The organism is Pseudomonas sp. NPDC098740 (assembly GCF_044760065.1).
In the GTDB taxonomy this organism is placed as follows: domain Bacteria; phylum Pseudomonadota; class Gammaproteobacteria; order Pseudomonadales; family Pseudomonadaceae; genus Aquipseudomonas; species Aquipseudomonas rossensis.
In genome coordinates this window covers 27,309-49,942 of sequence record NZ_JBIWAM010000016.1, presented here as the reverse complement: position 1 = coordinate 49,942, position 22,634 = coordinate 27,309, and the positions used below count along the sequence as shown (strand labels likewise).

The following is a 22,634-nucleotide window of genomic DNA, read 5'->3' as shown; positions in this document are numbered from 1 at the left end:
AAGCTCGCTCCCACACTGGATTTGTGAACGATACAAAACCCCTGTGGGAGCGAGCTTGCTCGCGATGCAGACACCTCGGTCTCAGCGGTCGGGCGCAATCACTTGGCACAACTTGGCCGTCGCTTCGATCATCTGCCCACTCGGCCGTTCCAGCCCCTTATCCGTCACCAACAGCAATTGCCCCCGAGTCACCGCTGCGACTTGCGGCCAGGCTTTCCACGCATCGAGCTGCGCCTGATCGCTGGCCAGAATCACGTCTGGATTACGCTGTAATACCGCCTCAATACTGACCTGGGGCGCCGGCAGGGTCAGGTCGGCAAACACATTGCGCGCCCCGCACACTTCAAGCGCATCGCTGATGATCTGCCCGCCACCAACGGTGTACAACGGCCGATCCCAGACCTGATAAAACACCCGCAATGGCACATCCCGGCGATACCGCTGGCGCAACGAATTCAGCCGCTGACGCAAATTTACAGCCAATGAAGCGCCACGCTCCGAACGGCCGAGCTGTGAGGCAATCGCCTCAATCTGCGAAGTGAGTTGTTCGAGGTTGTGGGGTTCGGCAACGTAGGTCGGGATGTTCAACCGCTTTAGCTGTTCACGCTGAGCCGGGCCGACGCTGCCGGGCCAGAGCAACAGCAGATCGGGCTTGAGACTGAGCAACTGTTCCATGTCCAGTTGGCCGTACCGGCCAACGGAAGGAAGGTCTTTGAGTTCGGCAGGACGCTCTCCGGCATCCAGCACGCCCACCAACAGGTCGGCTGAATCCAGCTCAACAACGATTTCAGAGAGGGACGGCGCGAGGCTGACAACGCGTTCGACCGCAGCCGCCGAGCCACTGACAGCCAGCAGCAAAACCGCCAGCCAGACGGGTCGCATCAGCCGAGTTGACGCGGAATACGGTAGAGGTAAAACAGCACCAGGGTCGACAGCGACAGCAGCATCAACGGCACGGCTTCGAGGCCGACGAATACTGCCAACGCGCCGATCCAGGCCGGCAGGCCGGCAGCCAGGAACGCCGTGCGACGCTTGGCCGCCAAGGCGATCCAGGCAGCAGGTTCTTCAGGGGTATCGAGGGCTTTTTGAGTGGCGATCAACGCGTGTTTGTAGCCGCCGAAGAATTTCAGGCTGACAAACATCGATGCCACACCGGCGATGAACAACGGCATCGCCAGCACCGGCAGGATCGCCTCGCTCTGGCCAAATACGCCGTTGATCACGAACAGCGGCACCAAGGCCAGCGCCAGGTATTGCCACCAATTGACGGACAGTCGCCGCCGAACCTGACCGCGGGTCACGCCCGGTCTGCCTCACCCTGGTGCTCGTTGCCCATCATGTGGTCGAGCTTGCTGGCCTTGGTGGCCAGGTAGAGTTTGTTGTGCGGATTGTGGCCGGTGTGCAGCGGCACGCGCTCGGCGACCACGATGCCCATGTCGGTCAAGGCTTTGACCTTGCGTGGGTTATTGGTCATCAAACGCAGGGATTTCACGCCCAAGTGCTCCAGCATCGGCAGGCACATGGCGTAGTCACGCTGGTCGGCGGCAAAGCCCAGACGCTCGTTGGCTTCAACAGTATCGGCGCCGCCATCCTGCAATTCATAGGCGCGGATCTTGTTCAGCAGGCCAATGCCACGGCCCTCTTGACGCAAGTACAGCAACACGCCCCGGCCTTCACGGGCGATGGCCTGCAAGGCGGCCTCGAGTTGCGAACCGCAGTCGCAACGCTGGCTGAACAAGGCATCGCCGGTCAGGCATTCGGAGTGCAACCGGCCGAGTACCGGGGCACCGTCGACGAACTCACCCAGGCTCAGCACAACGTGCTCGCGCCCGTTTTCTTCATCGAGAAAGCCGTGCATGGTGAATTGCGCAAAAGGCGTTGGCAGCTTGGAAGCGGCGACAAAAACGACAGGCACCGGTGTGCTCCTGATCAATAAGTACTGGAGATTCGCAGAGGCGGCATTGTAACAGCACGTTCCGACAGACGCTTAGGCTGAATTATGGGGCATAACGATCAAAAAGTTAGATCTCAGGTCCCCTGCGATCAATGTAGGAGCTGCCGAAGGCTGCGATCTTTTGATCATGATGTGCAATGCCTTTGAAGGCACAAAGATCAAAAGATCGCAGCCTTCGGCAGCTCCTACATTGACCGTGTTCAGTTTGAATCGAATGGATAGGGTTGTTTCCAGCGCTCGAAGATCGGTTTCAGCTGGCCGTTTTTCACCAGTTGCTCCATGCGTTGATCGAACAGCGCCATCAGTGTCCGGGCCTTGGGGGTCTTGGCAAAGCACAGATACAGCGGCAACTCCGCGATGTGGGTGCGACGGAACTGCGACGGATCCTTGGCCCACCTGAGGACATAGTCGACCTCGGTCAGCGCGTCGATGTAAAAGTCGGCGCGGTTGCGGGTCAACATCGACAAAATCCCGGTACGCCGCATGACTTCGTTATAGCGGCGCACGTTGGGCAGGTAATCCTGGTAGTCGTAGCCGCGGACCCAGGCCAGTCGATAGTTGCCCAGGGTTTCCGGGGTCGGCGCGGGGTTGCTGGCCAGCCCTAGGGCATAGATGTGATCGGTATCGAAGTTCCAGCGCGGATAGAGCAGATCGCTGGACTCATCAAGATAGGAGCCGACACAGGCATCCACTTCGCCGCGCTGGGCCAGGCCCATGGAACGCACGTAGGGTTCGCTGCGGATGTCCAGTTTGACCCCCGCCGGCTCGAAGACTTCCCGCAACACGTCCCAGCCCAGACCGTGGCCATCGGCGGCGGTGTAGTCTTCCCAGTCTTCGCTGGCCAGATGAATCACTGACGGCGTCGTCACTGCATCGCCCGCCTGAACGAGCGAGCTGAACACCGCAAAGACCATCGCCATCAACCAGCGTCGAGCCATCCCTAGTCCCCTGTTTCGCCACTCAGGCGAAAAACCAAACCAATCCCTGCATCCCCAGCCACGCAAACACTCCGGCCAATACGTCATCGAGCATGATCCCGACGCCGCCGTGCACATGCCGGTCGATCCAGCGAATCGGCCACGGTTTGAGGATGTCGAAGAAGCGGAACATCAAAAACCCCGCCAGCAACCAGTACCAACCTTCCGGCACCAACCACAGGGTGATCCACATCCCGACCATTTCATCCCAGACGATGCCTTCATGGTCGTGCACCCGCAAATCGTCGGCGACCTTCCCGCACAGCCAGAAGCCAAACAGCATGGTGATGCCGAGCATCAGCCAGTAGCCCCAGTCGGGCAGCATCTGCCACAACGGGATAAAGGGTAGCGCAACTAACGAACCCCAGGTGCCCGGTGCTTTTGGCAAGGTGCCCGAGCCAAAGCCGAACGCCAGGAAATGCCACGGATTGCGCCAGACCGACGGCGGTACGAATTCCGCCGGGACCTGTTTGGGATGATCTGTCACGGTGTCTCCCGAAAATGTTGATAACCCCGGGTTTGCGGGGTGATGTCTTGACCGTCGGCGTCCAGCAGCATCACGCCCTGCCCCGCCACAACACGCCCGACCACATGGATCGGCCAGCCGTCGCTCAACAATTGCGGCAACTCGACGGACGGCAAGGTAAAGGCCAGCACATAATCATCACCGCCGCTCAGGGCCGCGACTTCTGCACCCGATTGTCCGAGGAAGGCCACTAAAGCGTTCGACAATGGCAGCGTGTCCCGTTCAACCTGAATACCGACTTTCGACGCGAGCGCGATGTGCCCGCAGTCCGCGAGCAGTCCGTCGGAGATGTCCAGCGCCGAGGTGGCTTTACCGCGCAGCGCCTGGCCCAACGCGAGTTGCGGCTGCGGCGACCAGTAATGTGCCAGCAGCGGATCGGCGATGGCGGCTTCAGCCTCCCGCTGGCCGAGCACCAGCGGCAATGCTCCCGCCGCGTTACCAAGCTCACCGCCAACGCACAGCAAGTCGCCAGGCTGCGCACCACTGCGGGTCAACGCCTGACCGGCCGGCACACGACCGAACACGGTCATCGTCAGGCTCAATGGCCCACGGGTGGTATCACCGCCCACCAGCGCCACGCCACAGCTTTGCGCCATGAGGTTCAAACCACGGGCGTAGGCATCCAGCCAATCGGCGGTCACCGTCGGCAAAGTCAGGGCAAGGGTAAAGGCAACCGGAGTGGCGCCCATGGCAGCCAGATCGCTGACGGCCACGGCCAGCGAGCGCTGACCGAGCAGAAACGGGTCGCAAGGATCTGCGAAATGCACACCGGCAACCAATGTGTCGGTGGAAATTGCCAACTGCTCCCCAGGGGGAACAGCCAGCAAGGCGCAGTCATCGCCGATCCCAAGGGCAACGCCTTCGCCGCCCTGCGCACAAGGCGCGGCGGCGAAGAAATTGCGGATCAGCTCAAACTCGCCCATGGCATCTCCAAGCGCGGATTAGCGCTTGAACGCCTTCACTTCAGCTTCACGCAGACGCGGGGCCAGCTTGTCGAGTACACCGTTGACGAACTTGTGGCCGTCGGTGGAACCGAAGACTTTCGCCAGCTCGATACCTTCGTTGATCACAACGCGGTACGGCACGTCGACGCGCTTGAGCAGTTCCCAGGTCGACAGGCGCAGAACGGCCAGTTCAACCGGGTCCAGCTCTTCGATCGTGATGTCCAGGCACGGCGTCAGTGCAGCGTCGATCTCAGGCTTGTGAGCCGGAACGCCGTGCAGGATGTCGTGAAAGTAAGCGGCATCGACATCGCTGAAATCGTTATCGACCCGGAACTGCGCTTCGATCTCGTTCAAAGATTGCTTGGCCATGTGCCACTGGTACAGCGCCTGAGTCGCGAGCTGACGGGCTTCGCGACGCTTGACGCTTTTCGATGGCTTGCCGGCATCCGCAGGCTTTGGATCGCGCGGGTTGAAACGATCGCTTTCGTCGCTAATCACTTGGCCTCCAACTGCGCCAGGAGGCTGACCATTTCCAGAGCGGACAGGGCAGCTTCAGCACCTTTGTTACCGGCCTTGGTGCCGGAACGTTCGATGGCTTGCTCGATGGAATCAACGGTCAGCACGCCAAATGCGACTGGAACGCCGAACTCCATGGACACCTGGGCCAGGCCCTTGGTGCATTCGCCAGCCACGTATTCGAAGTGCGGAGTACCGCCACGAATGACCGCGCCCAGGGCGATGATTGCCGCGTATTCGCCCTTCTGAGCGACTTTCTGCGCAACCAGCGGGATTTCGAAGGCGCCAGGTGCGCGGATGATGGTGATGTCGCTTTCGCTCACGCCGTGGCGAACCAGGGCATCAACTGCACCGCTGACCAGGCTTTCAACGACGAAGCTGTTGAAACGGCCTACTACCAAAGCGTAGCGGCCTTTAGGGGCGATGAAGGTACCTTCGATGGTCTTCAGGGTCATTCGTTAGATCTCTTAAAGAGCCGGGACGCGTTTTCTACGCGTCCCTCAGTGATGTGTTAACCGCGAATCAAGGACTGGAAACAACCGGTCATTATTCGGAGGGCACGTATTCTACAACTTCCAGATCGAAACCGGATATCGCATTAAATTTCATTGGCGCACTCATCAGGCGCATTTTGCGTACGCCCAGGTCCCGAAGGATCTGCGAACCGGCACCAACGATGCTGTAGGTGGTCGGTTTTTTCGCCGGAACGTGCTCCGCGGTTTCGCGGATATGCGCCAGCAACACGTCGCCATCGAGCGGGTGGCCGAGCAACAGCACCACGCCACTGCCAGCCTCGGCAACCGCAGCCATCGCGGCGCGCAGGCTCCAGCGGCCAGGCTGTTTGACCATCAACAGGTCGCGCAGCGGGTCCATGTTGTGCACCCGAACCAGGGTCGGTTCTTCGGCGCACACGGTGCCCAGGGTCAGGGCCATGTGCACGTCGCCTTCCACGGAATCACGATAGGTCACCAGGTTGAATTGGCCCAGTTCGCTGTCCAGTGGCTGCTCGGCAATCCGCTGAACGGTACGTTCGTGGATCATCCGGTAGTGAATCAGGTCGGCGATGGTGCCGATCTTGATGTTGTGTTCGGCAGCAAACGCTTCCAGTTCCGCGCGGCGGGACATGGTGCCGTCGTCGTTCATCACTTCGCAGATCACGCCGCTCGGTTCGAAACCGGCCATGCGCGCCAGGTCGCACGCCGCTTCGGTGTGGCCGGCGCGAGCGAGGGTGCCGCCGGCCTGGGCCATCAGCGGGAAGATGTGGCCGGGGCTGACGATGTCTTCAGCCTTGGCGTCCTTCGCGGCAGCCGCTTGCACGGTGCGCGCACGGTCGGCGGCGGAAATGCCGGTGGTCACGCCGGTGGCTGCTTCGATGGACACGGTGAACTTGGTGCCGAAGCCGGAACCGTTGCGCGGCGCCATCAGAGGCAGCTTCAGCAGTTCGCAACGCTCACGGCTCATCGGCATGCAGATCAGGCCACGGGCGTGCTTGGCCATGAAGTTGATGTGTTCAGGCTGGCAGCACTCGGCGGCCATGATCAGGTCGCCTTCATTCTCGCGGTCTTCGTCATCCATGAGGATGACCATCTTGCCTTGGCGGATGTCTTCAACCAGTTCTTCGATGCTATTGAGCGCCACAAGGCACCCCCCTTCTTTCAAAATTGAGTTTCAGGAATTGAGGTAGCCGTTCTCGGCCAGAAAGCTTTCAGTGATGTTACTGGACGTTGGCTCTGCGGCTTTATCGCCTAACAGCAGGCGCTCCAGATAACGGGCAAGCAAGTCGACTTCGAGGTTCACCCGGCGACCTGGCTGGTAAGACGCCATGATGGTTTCGCTCAGGGTGTGCGGAATGATCGTCAGCAAGAACTCGGCGCCATCGACCGCGTTCACGGTCAGGCTGGTGCCGTCGACGGTGATCGAGCCTTTATGGGCGATGTACTTGGCCAGCTCTTTGGGAGCGCGGATGCGGAACTCCACAGCGCGAGCATTCTCGGTACGGGCCACCACTTCACCCACGCCATCGACATGGCCGCTGACCAGATGGCCGCCGAGGCGAGTGGTCGGAGTCAGGGCTTTTTCCAGGTTCACCGGGCTGCCGCTTTTCAGATCATTCATGGCGGTGCAGTCGAGGGTTTCGCGACTGACGTCCGCCGCAAAGCCGTTGCCTGGTAACTCAACCGCAGTCAGGCACACGCCGTTGACCGCGATGCTGTCGCCCAGTTTGACGTCGCTCAGATCGAGCTTGCCGGTTTCTACGTGTACCCGCACATCTCCGCCTTTTGGGGTCAATGCACGAATACTGCCGATGGATTCGATGATGCCGGTAAACATGGAGTCCTCCTCGAGAACAGGGCCGTCGCGTGGCGCAGGCCCGGAATTATACGCTCGCCGCTGGCGAAGGAATGGCGATGACTCGCCAGTCATCGCCAACCGCGCGAATTTCGGTGATTTTGAGTTCAGGCGCATCCTTCATTTGCGCGAGCGGCCAATCCAGCAGCGGCCGTGCCGAGGAGCCTAAAAACTTGCCTGCGATGAAAATCTGGAATTCGTCGACCAGCCCTTGCTGAGCAAAAGCCCCGGCCAGACGCGGCCCCGCTTCGACCAACACTTCGTTGACCCCGCGATTGGCCAGTTCAATCAGCAGTTTGCGCAGGTCGACCAAGCCATCCTCGCCCGCCACGATCAGGCATTCCGGACCGTTGGCGTATTGCTCCTCGATCGCCATGCACGTGGCGACCAATGCAGGCCCGGCCTTGAAGAACGGCGCGTCCAGCGGCACGCGCAGGCGGCCGTCAATCAGCACGCGAAGCGGCGGACGGCTCATGGCCAGGGCCGTTTGCTCAGGATCCAGGCCCAACTCATCGGCACGCACGGTGAGACGGGCGTTGTCTGCCAGCACCGTGTCGGCACCGGTCAGCACCACGCTGGCCTGGGCCCGCAAGCGTTGTACCGCCGAACGCGCCGCTGTACCTGTGATCCATTGGCTTTCGCCGCTTTCCATCGCTGTCCGACCGTCGAGGCTCATGGCCAACTTGACCCGCACGAACGGCAAGCCGTGCTCCATGCGCTTGAGGAAACCTTCATTGAGCTTGCGCGCTTCGCCTTCCAGCACGCCGCTTTCGGTAGCGATGCCGGCCTGGGTCAGGCGCTGCATGCCACGACCGGCAACCGACGGATTCGGGTCTTGCATCGCCGCGACGACCCGAGCCACACCCGCATGTACCAGCGCATCGGCACAAGGCGGCGTACGTCCGTGGTGGCTGCAAGGTTCGAGGGTCACGTAAGCGGTGGCGCCTCGAGCCTTGTCGCCGGCGGCGCGCAGGGCGTGGACTTCGGCGTGGGGTTCGCCGGTGCGCACGTGCCAGCCTTCGCCGACAATCTGCCCGTCCCGCACGATCACGCAGCCAACCCGAGGGTTGGGGTGGGTCGTGTAATGACCTTTGCGCGCCAGTTCCAGCGCGCGGGCCATGTAATGGGCGTCGAGGATGGCTTGTTCGGAAGAGGTGGTCATTCTTTCACCGGCTCACGGGCCAGGCGATCGATCTCTTCGCGGAACTCGTTGAGGTCCTGGAAGCGCCGATACACGGAGGCGAAACGAATGTAGGCGACTTCGTCGAGTTTTTGCAGCTCGGCCATCACCAGTTCACCGACGACAAGGGATTTGACCTCTCGCTCACCAGTGGCGCGCAGTTTGTGTTTGATGTGCACCAACGACGATTCCAGGCGTTCGACACTCACCGGGCGCTTCTCCAGCGCACGCTGCATACCGGCGCGGAGCTTTTCTTCGTCGAACGGCTGGCGGCTGCCGTCGGTTTTGATCAGGCGCGGCAACACCAGTTCGGCCGTCTCGAACGTCGTGAAACGCTCGCCGCAGGCCAGGCATTCACGCCGGCGGCGTACCTGTTCGCCCTCGGCGACCAGACGCGAGTCGATGACCTTGGTGTCGTTGGCACCGCAGAAGGGACAGTGCATGGTGGCAGGCAACAAAAAAAGGGAGGGCCATGGTAGCGCATCCCCGTGGCAAGACAAGCCATAGGGTTTGCGGTATACAGACGGGCTATAAAGCTAGATCCATGGATTTCACCTTGCTGGAGCCGAAAATGTCCCTAAGACCGCTCGTTTTGCTCAGTCTTTTCAGCCTGCTGGTGGCCTGCAGCAGCGATGCGCCCAAGCCCCAGCCGCCGACGCCAGGCCCCGCACCACAACAGGCACAGAAGAAAGCCAAGGAATCGGCCAACCTCGGCCCGCTGCCCGCGTATCAGCGTGAATTGAGCGGCACCCTGCAAGGCGTGCCGGCCGGTGCCGAAGTCGAACTGGCGCTGCTGGTGATCGACGACAAGGACCGCCCGCAACAATTGCTCGCCAGTTCCAGCCTGATCGGCACCAATCAGATTCTACCGTTCCACCTGCGCTTCAACCCGGAATCCTTTCCGGTCGGCGCCCGCGTTGAACTGCGCGGCCGCGCCAGCCAGTCCGGCCAGCTGATTTTGCACCTGCCGTCGCAAGTCATCAGCCAGCCAACGACGCAAGTGCTGGGTCAGCTGCAATTCGTCAAAGCGCCATGACTGCACCGTTCGACCTGCAACAGGCGTTAGGGGAACTGCTCGGTGATGCGCAGCTGGTTGCCTGTGAATTACCCGATACCGACCTGAAGCTTTGGCTGATCGACGGCGACAACATGGACCGCGCGTTCAGCCCGGAAGAAACTCGGCGAATACTCCATGAGCCGCCTTATTGGAGTTTTTGCTGGGCCAGTGGGCTGGCGGTGGCCCGCTATCTCGCCGAGTTCCCTGAGTGGGTCAAAGGCAAACGGGTGCTGGATTTCGGTGCGGGTTCCGGGGTGGCGGGGATCGCGGCAGTCAAGGCCGGAGCGCTGGAAGTGGTGGCTTGTGACCTGGACCCGCTGGCGATTGCCGCGTGTCGGGCGAATGCCGAACTCAATGACGTACACCTCAACTACTCGACGGATTTTTTCGCCGAAGCGGATCGCTTTGATCTGATTCTGGTGGCCGACGTGCTGTACGACCGGGCGAATCTGCCGTTGCTCGATGAATTCCTGAGTCGCGGCCAGCAAGCCCTGGTGGCCGATTCGCGCGTGAGGGATTTTCGCCACCCGTTGTATCAACGCATCGAGATGCTGGAAGCGATGACCTTGCCCGATCTGGCCGAGCCCGAAGAGTTTCGGCATGTGAGCCTCTACCATGCGCGGCGCGTTTGAAGCCGCTAAAAGATCGCAGCCTGCGGCAGTTCCTACATTGACCGAGTGCGAACCCGATCCTGTAGGAGCTGCCGAAGGCTGCGATCTTTTGCGCCAGCCCTTATAGTGAGCAGATTCACGCTTCCAAGAGATCCCCCATGAGTCAGGAAACGCCGTACATCTTCGACGCCACGACTGCCGATTTCGAGCAGTCGGTGATCGAGAACTCTTTCCACAAACCGGTGCTGGTGGATTTCTGGGCCGAATGGTGTGCGCCGTGCAAGGCCTTGATGCCGATGCTGCAAACCATCGCCGAGAGCTATCAGGGCGAGTTGTTGCTGGCCAAGGTCAACTGTGACGTCGAGCCGGACATCGTTTCGCGCTTCGGCATTCGCAGCCTGCCGACGGTGGTGCTGTTCAAGGACGGTCAGCCGGTGGATGGTTTCGCCGGTGCACAGCCTGAATCTGCGGTACGCGCAATGCTCGAACCTCACGTGCAAATACCGCCACCGGCTGCTTCCGACCCGTTCGAACAGGCTCAGGCGCTGTTTGATGACAACCGCTTTGCCGACGCCGAAGCCACACTGAAAGTGCTGCTGGGCGAAGACAACACCAATGCCAAGGCGCTGATTCTCTACGCCCGCTGCCTCACCGAACGTGGCGAGTTGAGCGAAGCGCAAACCGTGCTCGACGCAGTCAAGAGCGATGAGCACAAGGCCGCCCTCGCCGGCGCCAAGGCGCAGATCCAGTTTCTCGGCCAAGCCAAGGATTTGCCGGATGTGGCAGACCTGAAAGCGCGTCTGGCAAAAAATCCGCAGGACGATGAAGCGGTTTATCAGCTGGCGATCCAGCAACTGGCCCGTCAGCAGTACGATGCGGCGCTGGATGCGTTGCTCAAGCTGTTCGTGCGCAATCGCAGCTACAGCGAAGGCCTGCCGCACAAGACCTTGCTGCAGGTGTTCGAACTGCTGGGCAACGATCATCCACTGGTGACCACGTACCGCCGCAAGTTGTTTGCTGCTCTTTATTGAAAGATCAAAAGATCGCAGCCTCGTTTCACTCGACAGCTCCTACATGGGATCTTGTTTCCCTGTAGGAGCTGTCGAGCGAAGCGAGGCTGCGATCTTTGCGTTTTACTCGATCCATCTGTAGAGCGGCGTATCCCCGCCGCTCGTCACCTTCACATCAGAGCAGTGGCGCAAACGCACCAGCAAGCGTTTGCCCGACGCCGCGCTGCCGGTCAGACCTTCCAACTGATCCAGCAAATCCGGCCCGCTCAATTGCCCGGCCTTGCGCAGCAAATCCTTGGCGATCTGCCACAGTGCATCATCCTGATTGATCGGTTTTGCCGGCGCTGCACTGGCTTCGGGCTTCACCACCTGCAACTGCGCCCCGAGCCGCGCCCAGTCGCCGTCATCCATCTCCAGCGTCAAATCCACCGGCCAGTCGCCGATGCTTCCGCGTATACGCAACATAAGTCTGCTCCTGCACATTTCTGACTTGCATGCTCCCATGGGACTTGTGCAACGCCAAGCAGGCGGTCAAACTCTCGGCACTTACGTTATAAGATTACATAACAAACTCTTCATTTTACTTTTCGGAGACCCGCCATGCGCCGTCTGCTTCTCGCTCTGCCGTTTGCCCTGTTGCCGCTGGCCGTCGCCCACGCCGCTGATGAACATGATCATGAGCACGGCAGCCTCGGCGCCCACGAACATGGTGTCGGTCGCCTGAACGCAGCGCTGGACGGTCAGACCCTGGAGCTGGAACTGGAAAGCCCGGCGATGAACCTGGTGGGTTTCGAACACGCCGCTGTCGCCGACGCCGACAAGGCCAAAGTCGCCGCCGTTCGTGCGCAGCTGGAGAAACCGCTGGTGCTGTTCAACCTGCCGAAAGCCGCTGGTTGCGTGGTCGCGACACAGGAACTGGAAAGCCCGTTGTTCGGCGGCAAGCCGGATGCCGATGATGATCACGACGAAGAGGCCAAGGGCGAACATCACCACGACCACAGCGAAATCCACGCTCATTATCAATTCAGCTGCTCGGCACCGGGCGCACTGAAAACCCTGGACCTGGCGAACATCTTCAACACCTTCCCGGCGACCCAGAAGATTCAGGTACAACTGATCAGCCCGAGCGGGCAGCAAGGTGTAGAAGTGACGGCCAAGGCTGCCGCCCTGAAATTCTAAATTCACCCGATCCCCTGTAGGAGCTGTCGAGTGCAACGAGGCTGCGATCTTTTGACGTTAAAGATCAAGATCAAAAGATCGCAGCCTCGTTGCACTCGACAGCTCCTACAGGTCATCAAAACAATGAAATCGGCGCTATGACCCAAGCACTCATCGAACTGTCCGACCTGGGCTTCAGTTGGCCCGGTCATCCGCCGCTGCTGGATATCCCGGCGTTTCGCCTGGAGCCTGGGGAAACCCTGTTCCTCAAAGGCCCCAGCGGCAGCGGAAAGACCACCCTGCTCGGCCTGCTCGGTGGTGTGCAGAAGCCCAATCGCGGCAGCATCCGATTGCTGGGCCAGGAACTGACCGAACTTTCGGCCGGTGCCCGCGACCATTTCCGGGTCGATCACACCGGCTACATCTTCCAGCAGTTCAACTTGCTGCCGTTTCTCTCGGTGCGCGAGAACGTTGAGTTGCCCTGCCACTTTTCCAAGCTGCGCGCGGAACGGGCGATCCTGCGCCATGGCAGCGTCGATCAGGCGGCGGCCACCCTCCTCGCCCACCTGGGTCTGAAGGATGAAAGCATCCTCAGCCGCCGCGCCGATTCGCTGTCCATCGGCCAGCAGCAACGGGTTGCCGCTGCGCGCGCGTTGATCGGTCAGCCTGAATTGGTGATCGCCGACGAACCGACTTCGGCCCTGGATTACGACGCCCGCGAGAATTTCATTCGCTTGCTGTTCGCCGAATGCCGCGAAGCCGGATCGAGCCTGCTGTTCGTCAGCCATGACCAGAGCCTGGCACCGCTGTTCGATCGCCACCTGTCGCTGGCCGATCTCAATCGCGCCGCCACCCCGTCCGAGGTCTGAGATGTATTTGTTTCGTCTAGCCATGGCCAGCCTGGCTAACCGCCGCTTCACGGCGATCCTCACCGCGTTCGCCATTGCCCTGTCGGTCTGCCTGCTGCTAGCCGTGGAGCGCGTGCGCACCGAAGCCAAGGCCAGTTTCGCCAGCACCATCAGCGGCACCGACCTGATCGTCGGCGCACGTTCCGGTTCGGTGAACCTGTTGCTGTACTCGGTGTTCCGCATCGGCAACGCCACCAACAACATCCGTTGGGACAGCTTCGAGCACTTCGCCAACAACCCGAAAGTGAAGTGGGCAATCCCGATGTCCCTCGGCGACTCCCATCGCGGTTATCGGGTGATGGGCACCACCGAGGCGTACTTCGAGCACTATCAATACGGTCATCAGCAACACCTGGAACTGGCCGACGGCCGCGCCTTCGCCACCGATCCGTTTGAAGTGGTGCTCGGTGCCGAAGTGGCCGATGCGCTGCACTACAAACTCGGCGACAAACTGGTGCTGGCCCACGGCGTGGCGGTGATCAGCCTGGTCAAGCACGACGACAAGCCGTTCACCGTGGTCGGCATTCTCAAACGCACCGGCACCCCGGTGGACCGCACGCTGCATATCAGCCTCGGCGGTATGGAAGCGATTCACATCGACTGGCACAACGGCGTGCCGGCGCGCGGCAACGGACGGATCAGTGCCGATCAGGCGCGTAACATGGACCTGACGCCGCAAGCGATCACGGCGTTCATGCTCGGCCTCAACAGTAAGATTTCGACCTTCGCGCTACAGCGTGAGATCAACGAATTTCGGGGTGAACCGATGCTGGCGATCCTGCCGGGCGTGGCGCTGCAAGAACTGTGGAGTTTGATGAGCACGGCGGAAAAAGCCTTGTTCGTGGTCTCGCTGTTCGTGGTGCTGACCGGGTTGATCGGCATGCTCACGGCGATCCTCACCAGCCTCAACGAACGCCGTCGGGAGATGGCGATTCTGCGTTCAGTGGGTGCCCGACCGTGGCACATCGCGACGTTGCTGGTGCTGGAGGCGTTTGCCCTGGCACTGTCGGGCGTGATTGCCGGGGTATGTCTTTTGTATGTGGGCATCGCCTTGGCTCAAGGTTATGTGCAGGCGAATTACGGCTTGTACCTGCCGCTGGCCTGGCCGAGCGAATATGAATGGACGCTGCTCGGTGGCATCCTGATCGCCGCGTTGCTGATGGGCAGCGTGCCGGCCTGGCGCGCGTATCGCCAATCTTTGGCCGATGGCCTGTCGATCCGTTTATGAGGACGTTGAACATGCCCCGTGCTGTGCTTGCGCTGTTGATGCTGGTCGCCTTGCCCCTGTGGGCGGCCGAGCCGAAAGACCTGACCTGGTCGGAAATGATCCCGCCGGACGCTGCACCGGAAGTGCCGAACATGACGCCGCTGCACGACCTGTCACAGATGGGCAAGGCGTTGGCCGCTGAATCGGCACCCGCGGCCAAGCAAGACATGCCCAATGCGCCGGTGGTGAAAAGCCTCGACGGTCAGAACATTCGGCTGCCGGGCTACATCGTGCCGCTGGAAGTGAGTGAAGAAGGTCGCACCACGGAGTTTCTGCTGGTGCCTTATTTCGGCGCCTGCATCCACGTGCCGCCACCGCCGTCGAACCAGATCGTGCACGTCAAAAGCCAGGTGGGTGTGAAGCTCGACGAGTTGTATCAGCCGTACTGGATCGAAGGTGCATTGCAGGTTAAAGCGTCGACCAGCGAGTTGGCGGATGCCGGGTATCAGATGCAGGCGGACAAGATTTATGTGTATGAATTGCCGGAGTGAACCCGGGAGTTCTGTGTTGTTTGTTAGATAGCCATCGCGAGCAAGCTCGCTCCCACAGGGGATTTGTGTTGATGCACAGATCAAATGTGGGAGCAGCCGGTCGACGCTCGATTGCTCGCGATGAGGCCATCAGAGGCGCCAACAAAATCAGGGCCATCACTGTTTCATTGAGCTGAGTCAAAAGACCGTATCAGGCGGCTCCGTACCATTGGACATCAAAAATTTTTAACGTCCTTTGGAGCCCTCAATGCACAAGTCCAAGCTCTGCGCTTCGCTGTTTGCCCTCGCGCTCGCAGCACCGTTAGCCTACGCCCACGAAGCCGGCGATATCATCGTTCGTGCCGGTGCAATCACCGTCAACCCGAAAGCCGACAGCTCCAGCGTCAAGGTTGATCAAGGCCCGCTGAAGGGTGCCGATCTGGGTGGCAAGGCCACCATGAGCAGCGACACGCAATTGGGTCTGAACTTCGCTTACATGCTCAACAGCCACTGGGGGATCGAGCTGCTGGCGGCCTCGCCGTTCGAGCATGACGTGAAGATCAAAGGCACTGCCCTCGGCGCGGCCAACGGCAAACTCGGTACGCTGAAACACCTGCCACCGACGCTGAGCGTTGTGTACTACCCACTGGACTCCAAGTCCGCGTTCCAGCCGTATGTCGGCGCCGGTATCAACTACACCTGGATCTACGACGAGCACGTTGGCAGCGAAGCCAGCGCCAACGGTTTCAGCAACTTCAAGGCGGATAACTCCTGGGGCATGGCGTTCCAGGTCGGCGCCGATTACATGCTGACCGACAACATCATGATCAACGCCCAGGTGCGCTACATCGACATCGACACCACCGCGACCGTGCAAAATAACGCAGTGGCACAGGGCACTCGCGCCAAGGTCGATGTGGACGTAGACCCGTTCATCTACATGGTGGGCCTGGGTTACAAGTTCTAAAATTGCCGCACAAAAAAGGCGCCTCGAAAAGCTAATGCCGATCAGTTAAGCCAAAACGCGATCCGTAGCAGCTGGCGAAGCCTGCGTTCGGCTGCAAAGCAGTCGTGAAATCAGACGATGCGGTGTTTCAGGAAGACCGCAAACTCAGGTTTTACGACTGCTGCGCAGCCGAACGCAGGCTTCGCCAGCTGCTACGGATTGTGTCGTTCCTTAACTGACCGGCATTAGCCTCTACAGGCGCCTTTTTCATGGCCGAGGAAAACCTCAGCGCCCCAACAACCGCGCCAGGCCGACACGCATCGGTGTCTGCTCCGGGTAGGTAAAGCGCTCCAGCAAACGCTGATTGTTCGCTCGCGAGTGGCGGATGTCACCGGAGCGCGCCGGGCCATAGCTTACCGGCGGCAATTGACCGACCACCGTTTCAAGGGCTTCAAGCATTTGCTTGAGGGTCGTGGCCTGGTTCCAGCCGACGTTGACCGCGCCGACTTCGACCTGCGGTTTCTCGATGGCTTGCACCAGCAAGTCGACCAGGTCTTCAACATAGACGAAATCGCGAGTCTGCTCACCGTCACCGAACACCGTGATCGGCAGGCCCTTCTGCGCGCGCTCGCTGAAAATGCTGATCACCCCGGAGTACGGCGAGGACGGATCCTGGCGCGGGCCGAAGATGTTGAAGAAACGGAAAATCACCGGCTCCAGACCATGCTGGCGACGGTAAAAATCGAAGTAATGCTCGCTCGCCAATTTGTCCGACGCGTAGGGCGTTAACGGTGCTTTGGGCGTGTCTTCGTCGATCGACTCGCCTTCGCCATTGTTGCCGTAGACCGCTGCACTGGACGCATACAGCACCCGTTTTACGCCGCCCTGGCGCATGGCTTCACAGACATTCAGCGAACCAATGAAATTGCTCTGGTGGGTCTTCACCGGATCATCCACCGACGCCTGCACCGACGCCACTGCGGCCAGGTGCGCCACAGCGCTGCAACCGACCATCGCCCGCGCTACCAGCGCGGCATCGGCGACATCGCCCACGATCAGTTCGACGCCGGGATTGTCCAGCGGCAAGTTGCTGCGTTTGCCGGTGGAGAGGTCATCGAGAATGCGCACCGAATGGCCCTTGGCGAGCAAGGCATCGGTGAGGTGCGAGCCGATGAAACCGGCGCCGCCGGTGATTAAAACAGGGCCGTCAGCCATGGCGATAAAACCTATCCAGTAAGCCCGGGAGTGCCGCACGCCAGGCGCGGGGCTTGATCCCGAAAGTGTGCAGAATTTTCTTGCAGGCCAGCACCGCGTGTTGCGGCTCTTCGGCGGCGTCCGGGCGCGCGGCGTGAGCCTGGGCGGTCGGCGCTTCGATGGCCAGCGGATGCAGGGCACGTGCTTCGGTGAGGATCGCCTGCCCAAGTGCCAGCGGCGTGGTCGCCTCATGCCCGGCGTAATGGTAGGTGCCCCACAGCGGCGCCGAGCAATCGAGTTGCTTGAGGACCGAGATGATCACCCGCGCGGCGTCATCCACCGGCGTCGGATTGCCCCGACGGTCGTCGGCCATCAGCAATTCTTCCGGTAGTTCGGCGCGGCCGAGGAAACGACCGAGGGTGCCGTCGGGGCTGTCATCCAGCAGCCAGCCGAATCGCAGCAACACGTGTTGCGGGCAAGTGGCGCGGACGCTTTGCTCGATCCGCCACAAGGCCTGACCGCGCAGGCCCAAGGGCACCGGTTCGTCTTTTTCGCTGTAGGCCGTCGCCCTGGAACCATCGAACACGCGATAGCTCGACGGTTGCAGCAGCACGATGTTGTGATGCTGGCACAGTTCGGCCAGACGCTCGATCGCCCGCTCCTGCCCGGCCAGACGCTGTTCGCTGACCGTCTCCGCCTGAAACCAGTCGAAGTAATAGGCGAGGTTGATCAACGCGTCCGGACGGGTGTCGTCGAGCAGTTGCGTCAGGGTCGCGGCGTCCCAGCCGTCTTGCGGTGGGCGGGGGGCGAGGAAGCCGATGTCTTCCTCCGCACCGAGGCGAATCAGCGCCTGCCCAAGGGCATTTCCGCCGCCCAGTAACATAAGGCGCATTCGCATAGAGTCAGCAGGCCCAGTCTGATTGAAACAATGGCTTTATCGACACCGCTCGCGGGCAATGCCGTCGATAGTTGCCGGAATCGTTGCATTTTGCGGGTTTAGTGCGCAACCGTCATCCGTAAAGTGTAGTTGCCTGAGTTTTGCGGTGCCGGCACCGGCCCCTTCGCGAGCAGGCTCGCTCCCACAGTGTTCTCTGTTGTCCACAAATTTTGTATTCACAGAAGAATCCCTGTGGGAGCGGGCTTGCCCGCGATGGGGCCCTGAAGACCAGCGAAGGTCTTGAGCGGTACTTGCATCTTCAGCCCCCCGCCCGCATAAATTGCTGCATGAATCTGCCAATCCCGACGGACAGCGCCCTGGCAGGCTTCCACCCCGCCGTCAGCGCCTGGTTCAGCAGCACCTTCCCGACGGTCACCGCCGCCCAGGCCCGGGCGTGGCCGTTGATCCGCCAGCACCGTTCGACCCTGGTCGCCGCCCCCACTGGCTCCGGCAAGACCCTCACCGCGTTCCTCGCGGTCATCGACGACCTGGTCCACCGCGGATTGGCCAACGGCGGCCATCTGCCGGATGAAACCCTGGTGGTCTACGTTTCGCCGCTAAAGGCCCTGTCCAACGACATCCAGATCAACCTGCAAGACCCGTTGGCCGGCATCACCGAGCAGTTACGCGAGATGGGCCTGCCGCAATTGCAGATCAACACCGCCGTGCGCACCGGCGATACGCCGCAAAAAGACCGCTCGGCGATGCGCAAGACCGCGCCGCATATCCTGGTGACCACCCCGGAATCCCTTTACGTGCTGCTCGGCTCCGACTCCGGCCGACAAATGCTCAGCACCGCCCGCACGGTGATCGTCGACGAAATTCACGCGATCGCCGCCAGCAAGCGCGGCAGTCACCTGGCCCTGAGCCTCGAGCGACTGCAAGCGTTGTGCGCGGAACCGCTGATGCGGATCGGCCTGTCTGCCACGCAAAAACCCATCGAAGCCGTCTCGCAATTTCTGGTTGGCTGTGATCGCGCGTGCGAAATCATCGACATCGGCCACGCCCGCCCGCGGGATCTGGACATCGAAGTGCCGGCCGTGCCGTTGTCGGCGGTGATGGCCAATGACGTCTGGGAACTGGTCTACGACCGCCTTGCCGCCCTCGCCCGCGAACACCGCACCACGCTGATTTTCGTCAACACCCGACGACTCGCCGAACGCCTGAGCCGTCACTTGAGCGAGCGTCTCGGCAAAGAAGCCGTCGCCGCCCACCACGGCAGCCTGGCCAAGGAGTTTCGTCTCGACGCCGAACAGCGGCTCAAGCGCGGCGAGCTGCAAGTGCTGATCGCCACGGCGTCCCTGGAACTGGGGATCGATATCGGCGATGTCGACCTGGTCTGCCAGATTGCCTCGCCACGCTCGATCGCCGGGTTTCTGCAACGGGTCGGCCGCTCCGGGCACCAGGTCGGCGGCACGCCCAAGGGCCGCTTGTTCGCCACCACCCGCGACGACCTGATCGAATGCGCTGCACTGCTCGACTGCGTGCGGCGCGGCGAACTCGACACCTTGCTGATCCCCAAGGCACCGCTGGATGTCCTCGCGCAACAAATCATCGCCGAGGTCAGTTGCCAGGAATGGCAGGAGCAGGCGCTGCTGGAGATGTTCCGCAACGCCTCGCCCTACAGCGAACTCGACGAAAAACACTATCAAGCGCTGCTGCAGATGCTCGCCGAAGGCTACAACGGTCGCTTGGGCATCCGGAGCGCTTACCTGCACCGCGACGCCGTGACCCGCACCCTGCGCGGTCGTCGGGGCGCCAAGCTGACGGCCTTGACCAGCGGCGGGACGATCCCGGACAACGCCGACTACAGCGTTTTACTCGAACCCCAAGGGCTGAACATCGGCAGCGTCAACGAAGACTTTGCGGTGGAAAGCATCGCGGGGGATGTCTTCCAATTGGGCAACACTTCCTACCGGATTCTGCGGGTCGAAACCGGCAAGGTCCGGGTCGAAGACGCGCAGGGCCAACCGCCGACCATTCCATTCTGGCTCGGCGAAGCACCGGGGCGCAGCGCAGAACTGTCGTTTGCCGTGGCCCGCCTGCAAGCGCAACTCGATGAGCTGCTCGGCGCCACACCCGGTCACTTGCAGCCCGCAATCGACTGGCTGACCAAGACCCTCGGTCTGAACCTGGCCAGTGCCGAACAATTGGTCGATTACCTGGCCCGTGCGCGCTTGACCCTCGGCGCCTTGCCGTCACAAGACACACTACTGATGGAGCGGTTTTTCGACGAGTCCGGCGGCACGCAACTGATCATCCACACGCCGTTCGGTAGCCGCATCAACCGCGCCTGGGGCCTGGCCCTGCGCAAGCGCTTCTGCCGCACCTTCAACTTCGAATTGCAGGCAGCCGCCAGCGAAGACGCCATCGTCCTGTCGCTGTCCACCAGCCACAGTTTTGAACTCGATGACGTCTGGCGTTATTTGCACAGCAACAGTGCCGAGCACACCCTGATTCAAGCCGTGCTCGATGCGCCGCTGTTCGGTGTGCGCTGGCGCTGGAATGCCGGGGTCGCGCTGGCGTTGCCGCGCTACAGTGGCGGACGCAAAGTCCCGCCGCAGATCCAGCGGATGAAAAGCGAAGACCTGATTGCCAGCGTATTTCCCGATCAGATTGCCTGCGTGGAAAACCTCGCCGGCGAACGGGAAATTCCCGACCATCCACTGGTGGAGCAAACCCTCGACGATTGCCTGCACGAAGCCATGGACAGCGAAGGCTGGCTGGCGTTGTTGCGGCGTATGGAGCGCGGTGACATCCGCCTGATCAGCCGCGACCTGCCGGCGCCCTCGCCGCTGGCAGCGGAAATTCTCAGTGCCCGGCCCTACACCTTTCTCGACGATGCGCCTCTGGAAGAGCGCCGCACTCAAGCGGTACTCAACCGTCGCTGGAGCGATCCGCAGTCCACCGACGACCTCGGTGCGCTGGATGCGGACGCGATTCAAGCGGTGCGCGAGGAAGCCTGGCCAACGCCGACTGGCGTCGATGAAATGCATGAGGCGTTGATGAGCCTCGCGTGCATCAGCGACGTCGAGGCCCAGGCCCATCCAGACTGGCTCGATTGGCTGAACGCCCTGGCCGACAGCGGTCGCGCCAGCCGCTTGCAAGTCAATGCCGGGCAAGCGCTATGGTTGGCACTGGAGCGGCTGACTTGCCTGCAGGCGATTTATCCACAGGCGATTTTGCAGCCACCGTTGGAGGCGTTGCCCGGGTTCGATGAAGTCTGGGCGCCGGACGAAGCGGTGCTGGAAGTGATTCGTGCGCGGCTCAGCGCATTCGGTCCGTTGCCGCTGAACGCGATTGCCGAACCGCTCGGTTTACCGGCGACTCAAGTCACCCAGGCGTTGGCGCAACTGGAACGCGAAGGCTATGTGCTGCGCGGTCAATTCACGCCCGGCACGGCGGAGGAAGAATGGTGCGAGCGGCACCTGCTGGCGCGGATTCACCGCTACACCGTCAAGCGTCTGCGGCGGGAAATCGAGCCCGTGGCGTTGCAGGATTTCATGCGTTTCCTGTTCGACTGGCAGCATCTGTCCGCCGCAACCCAGGGTCAGGGCAGCGCAGTATTGCCCGCGATAGTTGGTCAGTTCGAAGGCTACCCCGCCGCCGCTTCAGCCTGGGACAGCGATATTTTGCCGGCGCGGATCAAAGGCTATTCAGCGAGTTGGCTGGATGACCTGTGCCGCAGCGGCAAACTGGTGTGGACACGCCTGACCGCGCGCAACAAGAGCGCCAACACGGCGCTGCGCAGCACACCGATTCTGCTGCTGCCGCGCAGTCAGGTCGGGTTATGGAGCGGGTTGACCGAGCAGACGCCGGTCAGCGAGCTGTCGCCCAAGACGCAAAAAGTCTACGAAGCACTCAGCCAACACGGCGCGCTGTTTTTTGATGAGCTGACTCACGAAGCCCACCTGCTGCGCTCGGAACTGGAAATCGCCTTGCAGGAACTCGTAGGCGCCGGGCTGGTGAACGCCGACAGCTTCGCCGGTCTGCGAGCACTGATTACGCCGGCCAGCAAACGCCAGAATCGCAGACGCGGGCGCGGAGCGTTTGTCGGCGGGATGGACGATGCCGGGCGCTGGGCCTTGCTGCGACGCGGCGCGCAAGCTCCGGCTGTGGATAACAGACGTCCGGCACCGACGCCGACCGACACCCTTGAACATATCGCCATGACCTTGCTCCGGCGCTACGGCGTGGTGTTCTGGCGCTTGCTGGAACGTGAAGCGGATTGGCTGCCGAGCTGGCGGGAATTGCTGCGCACTTTCCATCGCCTGGAAGCTCGAGGCGAGATCCGCGGCGGGCGGTTTGTCAGTGGCTTGGCGGGTGAACAGTTTGCGTTGCCCGAGGCCATTCCATTACTGCGCGAAGTGCGGCGACGGCCGCATGACGGGAGTTTGATTGCCGTGTGCGGGGTTGATCCGCTGAACCTCGCCGGGACGCTTTTACCGGGTGCAAAAGTACCGGCATTGGCGAGTAATCGGCTGGTGTATCGCGATGGGGTGCCGGCGGCTGCCGAGATTGCCGGCAAGCAGATTTACTGGCTGGAGCTGGATCAGCAATCAACTGCCGAACTGCACAACAAATTGATCCGGCATTGATGTTGTCGGCACTGGCCTGCTCGCAAAGAGGC

24 protein-coding genes are annotated in these 22,634 nt (G+C 61.4%); 9 read left to right on the top strand and 15 right to left on the bottom strand.

Annotation, left to right across the window (positions count from 1 at the left end):
• Positions 1-81 precede the first annotated feature (81 nt).
• The 12 genes from ACIQU2_RS19875 to nrdR form a co-directional block, all read right to left on the bottom strand.
• Positions 82-882 carry a cobalamin-binding protein gene (locus ACIQU2_RS19875; RefSeq protein WP_403143492.1) on the bottom strand — a complete coding sequence of 267 codons (801 nt, stop codon included), beginning with the start codon at positions 880-882 and terminating at the stop codon, positions 82-84.
• A complete protein-coding gene (locus tag ACIQU2_RS19870; protein ID WP_095131408.1) occupies positions 882-1,301 on the bottom strand; it encodes an MFS transporter in 420 nt (139 codons plus the stop codon). The genes ACIQU2_RS19875 and ACIQU2_RS19870 overlap by 1 nt, the downstream gene beginning before the upstream one ends.
• Complete coding sequence (gene ribA / locus ACIQU2_RS19865; protein WP_033059420.1) at positions 1,298-1,915, bottom strand: GTP cyclohydrolase II; 618 nt, start codon at positions 1,913-1,915, stop codon at positions 1,298-1,300. Before ribA ends, ACIQU2_RS19870 begins: the two co-directional genes overlap by 4 nt.
• Positions 1,916-2,154: 239 nt before the next feature.
• On the bottom strand, positions 2,155-2,892 hold the full coding sequence (locus ACIQU2_RS19860; protein ID WP_403143489.1) for a substrate-binding periplasmic protein: 738 nt from the start codon (positions 2,890-2,892) through the stop codon (positions 2,155-2,157).
• Between the two features lie 22 nt (positions 2,893-2,914).
• A complete protein-coding gene (locus ACIQU2_RS19855) occupies positions 2,915-3,418 on the bottom strand; it encodes a phosphatidylglycerophosphatase A (RefSeq protein WP_008153532.1) in 504 nt (167 codons plus the stop codon).
• Complete coding sequence (thiL, locus tag ACIQU2_RS19850; protein WP_403143487.1) at positions 3,415-4,380, bottom strand: thiamine-phosphate kinase; 966 nt, start codon at positions 4,378-4,380, stop codon at positions 3,415-3,417. The genes ACIQU2_RS19855 and thiL overlap by 4 nt, the downstream gene beginning before the upstream one ends.
• A gap of 18 nt (positions 4,381-4,398) precedes the next feature.
• The gene (gene nusB, locus ACIQU2_RS19845) at positions 4,399-4,899 is read right to left on the bottom strand and encodes a transcription antitermination factor NusB (protein WP_008153530.1); all 501 of its coding nucleotides are present in this window, start codon (positions 4,897-4,899) and stop codon (positions 4,399-4,401) included.
• Complete coding sequence (gene ribE / locus ACIQU2_RS19840; RefSeq protein ID WP_003185938.1) at positions 4,896-5,372, bottom strand: 6,7-dimethyl-8-ribityllumazine synthase; 477 nt, start codon at positions 5,370-5,372, stop codon at positions 4,896-4,898. Before ribE ends, nusB begins: the two co-directional genes overlap by 4 nt.
• 91 nt (positions 5,373-5,463) lie before the next feature.
• The gene (gene ribBA, locus ACIQU2_RS19835; protein ID WP_033059428.1) at positions 5,464-6,555 is read right to left on the bottom strand and encodes a bifunctional 3,4-dihydroxy-2-butanone-4-phosphate synthase/GTP cyclohydrolase II; all 1,092 of its coding nucleotides are present in this window, start codon (positions 6,553-6,555) and stop codon (positions 5,464-5,466) included.
• Positions 6,556-6,585: 30 nt separating this feature from the next.
• Positions 6,586-7,248, bottom strand: a complete 663-nt coding sequence (locus ACIQU2_RS19830; RefSeq protein ID WP_347805389.1) for a riboflavin synthase — start codon at positions 7,246-7,248, stop codon at positions 6,586-6,588.
• A gap of 46 nt (positions 7,249-7,294) precedes the next feature.
• Entirely contained in the window at positions 7,295-8,428 is a 1,134-nt protein-coding gene (gene ribD, locus ACIQU2_RS19825; RefSeq protein ID WP_347805390.1) for a bifunctional diaminohydroxyphosphoribosylaminopyrimidine deaminase/5-amino-6-(5-phosphoribosylamino)uracil reductase RibD, read from the bottom strand.
• On the bottom strand, positions 8,425-8,889 hold the full coding sequence (nrdR, locus tag ACIQU2_RS19820) for a transcriptional regulator NrdR (protein ID WP_003228656.1): 465 nt from the start codon (positions 8,887-8,889) through the stop codon (positions 8,425-8,427). The genes ribD and nrdR overlap by 4 nt, the downstream gene beginning before the upstream one ends.
• A 128-nt stretch (positions 8,890-9,017) precedes the next feature.
• Between nrdR and ACIQU2_RS19815 the strand changes: the two genes are divergently transcribed.
• The 3 genes from ACIQU2_RS19815 to trxA all read left to right on the top strand — a co-directional run bounded on the left by ACIQU2_RS19815 (position 9,018) and on the right by trxA (position 11,145).
• Complete coding sequence (locus ACIQU2_RS19815) at positions 9,018-9,482, top strand: YbaY family lipoprotein (RefSeq protein ID WP_309676402.1); 465 nt, start codon at positions 9,018-9,020, stop codon at positions 9,480-9,482.
• Positions 9,479-10,135 carry a class I SAM-dependent methyltransferase gene (locus tag ACIQU2_RS19810; protein ID WP_403143483.1) on the top strand — a complete coding sequence of 219 codons (657 nt, stop codon included), beginning with the start codon at positions 9,479-9,481 and terminating at the stop codon, positions 10,133-10,135. The genes ACIQU2_RS19815 and ACIQU2_RS19810 overlap by 4 nt, the downstream gene beginning before the upstream one ends.
• Positions 10,136-10,272: 137 nt before the next feature.
• Complete coding sequence (gene trxA / locus ACIQU2_RS19805) at positions 10,273-11,145, top strand: thioredoxin (RefSeq protein ID WP_403143481.1); 873 nt, start codon at positions 10,273-10,275, stop codon at positions 11,143-11,145.
• Positions 11,146-11,247: 102 nt separating this feature from the next.
• Here trxA and ACIQU2_RS19800 read toward each other — a convergent pair whose 3' ends face one another.
• Positions 11,248-11,589, bottom strand: a complete 342-nt coding sequence (locus ACIQU2_RS19800; RefSeq protein ID WP_347806353.1) for a hypothetical protein — start codon at positions 11,587-11,589, stop codon at positions 11,248-11,250.
• A gap of 135 nt (positions 11,590-11,724) precedes the next feature.
• Here ACIQU2_RS19800 and ACIQU2_RS19795 point away from each other — a divergent pair, with 135 nt between their 5' ends.
• The 5 genes from ACIQU2_RS19795 (at position 11,725) to ACIQU2_RS19775 (ending at position 15,894) form a co-directional block, all read left to right on the top strand.
• On the top strand, positions 11,725-12,303 hold the full coding sequence (locus ACIQU2_RS19795; protein ID WP_403143479.1) for a DUF2796 domain-containing protein: 579 nt from the start codon (positions 11,725-11,727) through the stop codon (positions 12,301-12,303).
• A gap of 137 nt (positions 12,304-12,440) precedes the next feature.
• Positions 12,441-13,151: an ABC transporter ATP-binding protein gene (locus ACIQU2_RS19790; RefSeq protein WP_403143477.1), complete on the top strand. Its 711-nt coding sequence runs from the start codon at positions 12,441-12,443 to the stop codon at positions 13,149-13,151.
• 1 nt (position 13,152) lies between these two features.
• The gene (locus ACIQU2_RS19785) at positions 13,153-14,418 is read left to right on the top strand and encodes an ABC transporter permease (protein ID WP_347806350.1); all 1,266 of its coding nucleotides are present in this window, start codon (positions 13,153-13,155) and stop codon (positions 14,416-14,418) included.
• Positions 14,419-14,429: 11 nt separating this feature from the next.
• Positions 14,430-14,948, top strand: a complete 519-nt coding sequence (locus ACIQU2_RS19780) for a DUF3299 domain-containing protein (protein WP_347806349.1) — start codon at positions 14,430-14,432, stop codon at positions 14,946-14,948.
• Between the two features lie 247 nt (positions 14,949-15,195).
• Positions 15,196-15,894 (top strand): OmpW family protein, encoded by a 699-nt coding sequence (locus ACIQU2_RS19775; protein WP_403143475.1) that lies wholly within the window; start codon positions 15,196-15,198, stop codon positions 15,892-15,894.
• Positions 15,895-16,158: 264 nt separating this feature from the next.
• On the opposite strand, the gene ACIQU2_RS19770 is transcribed toward ACIQU2_RS19775, so the two are convergent.
• Both ACIQU2_RS19770 and ACIQU2_RS19765 read right to left on the bottom strand, forming a co-directional pair.
• The gene (locus ACIQU2_RS19770; RefSeq protein WP_347802933.1) at positions 16,159-17,088 is read right to left on the bottom strand and encodes an NAD-dependent epimerase/dehydratase family protein; all 930 of its coding nucleotides are present in this window, start codon (positions 17,086-17,088) and stop codon (positions 16,159-16,161) included.
• On the bottom strand, positions 17,081-17,965 hold the full coding sequence (locus ACIQU2_RS19765) for a sugar nucleotide-binding protein (RefSeq protein ID WP_046053235.1): 885 nt from the start codon (positions 17,963-17,965) through the stop codon (positions 17,081-17,083). The genes ACIQU2_RS19770 and ACIQU2_RS19765 overlap by 8 nt, the downstream gene beginning before the upstream one ends.
• Before the next feature lie 326 nt (positions 17,966-18,291).
• Between ACIQU2_RS19765 and ACIQU2_RS19760 the strand changes: the two genes are divergently transcribed.
• On the top strand, positions 18,292-22,602 hold the full coding sequence (locus ACIQU2_RS19760) for a DEAD/DEAH box helicase (protein ID WP_403143472.1): 4,311 nt from the start codon (positions 18,292-18,294) through the stop codon (positions 22,600-22,602).
• The last annotated feature ends 32 nt before the right edge of the window (positions 22,603-22,634 follow it).

Bases quoted from the DNA above. Each gene is read 5' to 3' on its own strand.
- ACIQU2_RS19875 (WP_403143492.1), bottom strand. From the start codon at position 882: ATGCGACCCGTCTGGCTGGCGGTTTTGCTGCTGGCTGTCAGTGGCTCG.
- ACIQU2_RS19860 (WP_403143489.1), bottom strand. From the start codon at position 2,892: ATGGCTCGACGCTGGTTGATGGCGATGGTCTTTGCGGTGTTCAGCTCG.
- thiL (WP_403143487.1), bottom strand. From the start codon at position 4,380: ATGGGCGAGTTTGAGCTGATCCGCAATTTCTTCGCCGCCGCGCCTTGT.
- ribE (WP_003185938.1), bottom strand. From the start codon at position 5,372: ATGACCCTGAAGACCATCGAAGGTACCTTCATCGCCCCTAAAGGCCGC.
- ACIQU2_RS19830 (WP_347805389.1), bottom strand. From the start codon at position 7,248: ATGTTTACCGGCATCATCGAATCCATCGGCAGTATTCGTGCATTGACC.
- ribD (WP_347805390.1), bottom strand. From the start codon at position 8,428: ATGACCACCTCTTCCGAACAAGCCATCCTCGACGCCCATTACATGGCC.
- nrdR (WP_003228656.1), bottom strand. From the start codon at position 8,889: ATGCACTGTCCCTTCTGCGGTGCCAACGACACCAAGGTCATCGACTCG.
- ACIQU2_RS19815 (WP_309676402.1), top strand. From the start codon at position 9,018: ATGTCCCTAAGACCGCTCGTTTTGCTCAGTCTTTTCAGCCTGCTGGTG.
- ACIQU2_RS19810 (WP_403143483.1), top strand. From the start codon at position 9,479: ATGACTGCACCGTTCGACCTGCAACAGGCGTTAGGGGAACTGCTCGGT.
- trxA (WP_403143481.1), top strand. From the start codon at position 10,273: ATGAGTCAGGAAACGCCGTACATCTTCGACGCCACGACTGCCGATTTC.
- ACIQU2_RS19800 (WP_347806353.1), bottom strand. From the start codon at position 11,589: ATGTTGCGTATACGCGGAAGCATCGGCGACTGGCCGGTGGATTTGACG.
- ACIQU2_RS19795 (WP_403143479.1), top strand. From the start codon at position 11,725: ATGCGCCGTCTGCTTCTCGCTCTGCCGTTTGCCCTGTTGCCGCTGGCC.
- ACIQU2_RS19790 (WP_403143477.1), top strand. From the start codon at position 12,441: ATGACCCAAGCACTCATCGAACTGTCCGACCTGGGCTTCAGTTGGCCC.
- ACIQU2_RS19785 (WP_347806350.1), top strand. From the start codon at position 13,153: ATGTATTTGTTTCGTCTAGCCATGGCCAGCCTGGCTAACCGCCGCTTC.
- ACIQU2_RS19780 (WP_347806349.1), top strand. From the start codon at position 14,430: ATGCCCCGTGCTGTGCTTGCGCTGTTGATGCTGGTCGCCTTGCCCCTG.
- ACIQU2_RS19775 (WP_403143475.1), top strand. From the start codon at position 15,196: ATGCACAAGTCCAAGCTCTGCGCTTCGCTGTTTGCCCTCGCGCTCGCA.
- ACIQU2_RS19770 (WP_347802933.1), bottom strand. From the start codon at position 17,088: ATGGCTGACGGCCCTGTTTTAATCACCGGCGGCGCCGGTTTCATCGGC.
- ACIQU2_RS19765 (WP_046053235.1), bottom strand. From the start codon at position 17,965: ATGCGAATGCGCCTTATGTTACTGGGCGGCGGAAATGCCCTTGGGCAG.
- ACIQU2_RS19760 (WP_403143472.1), top strand. From the start codon at position 18,292: ATGAATCTGCCAATCCCGACGGACAGCGCCCTGGCAGGCTTCCACCCC.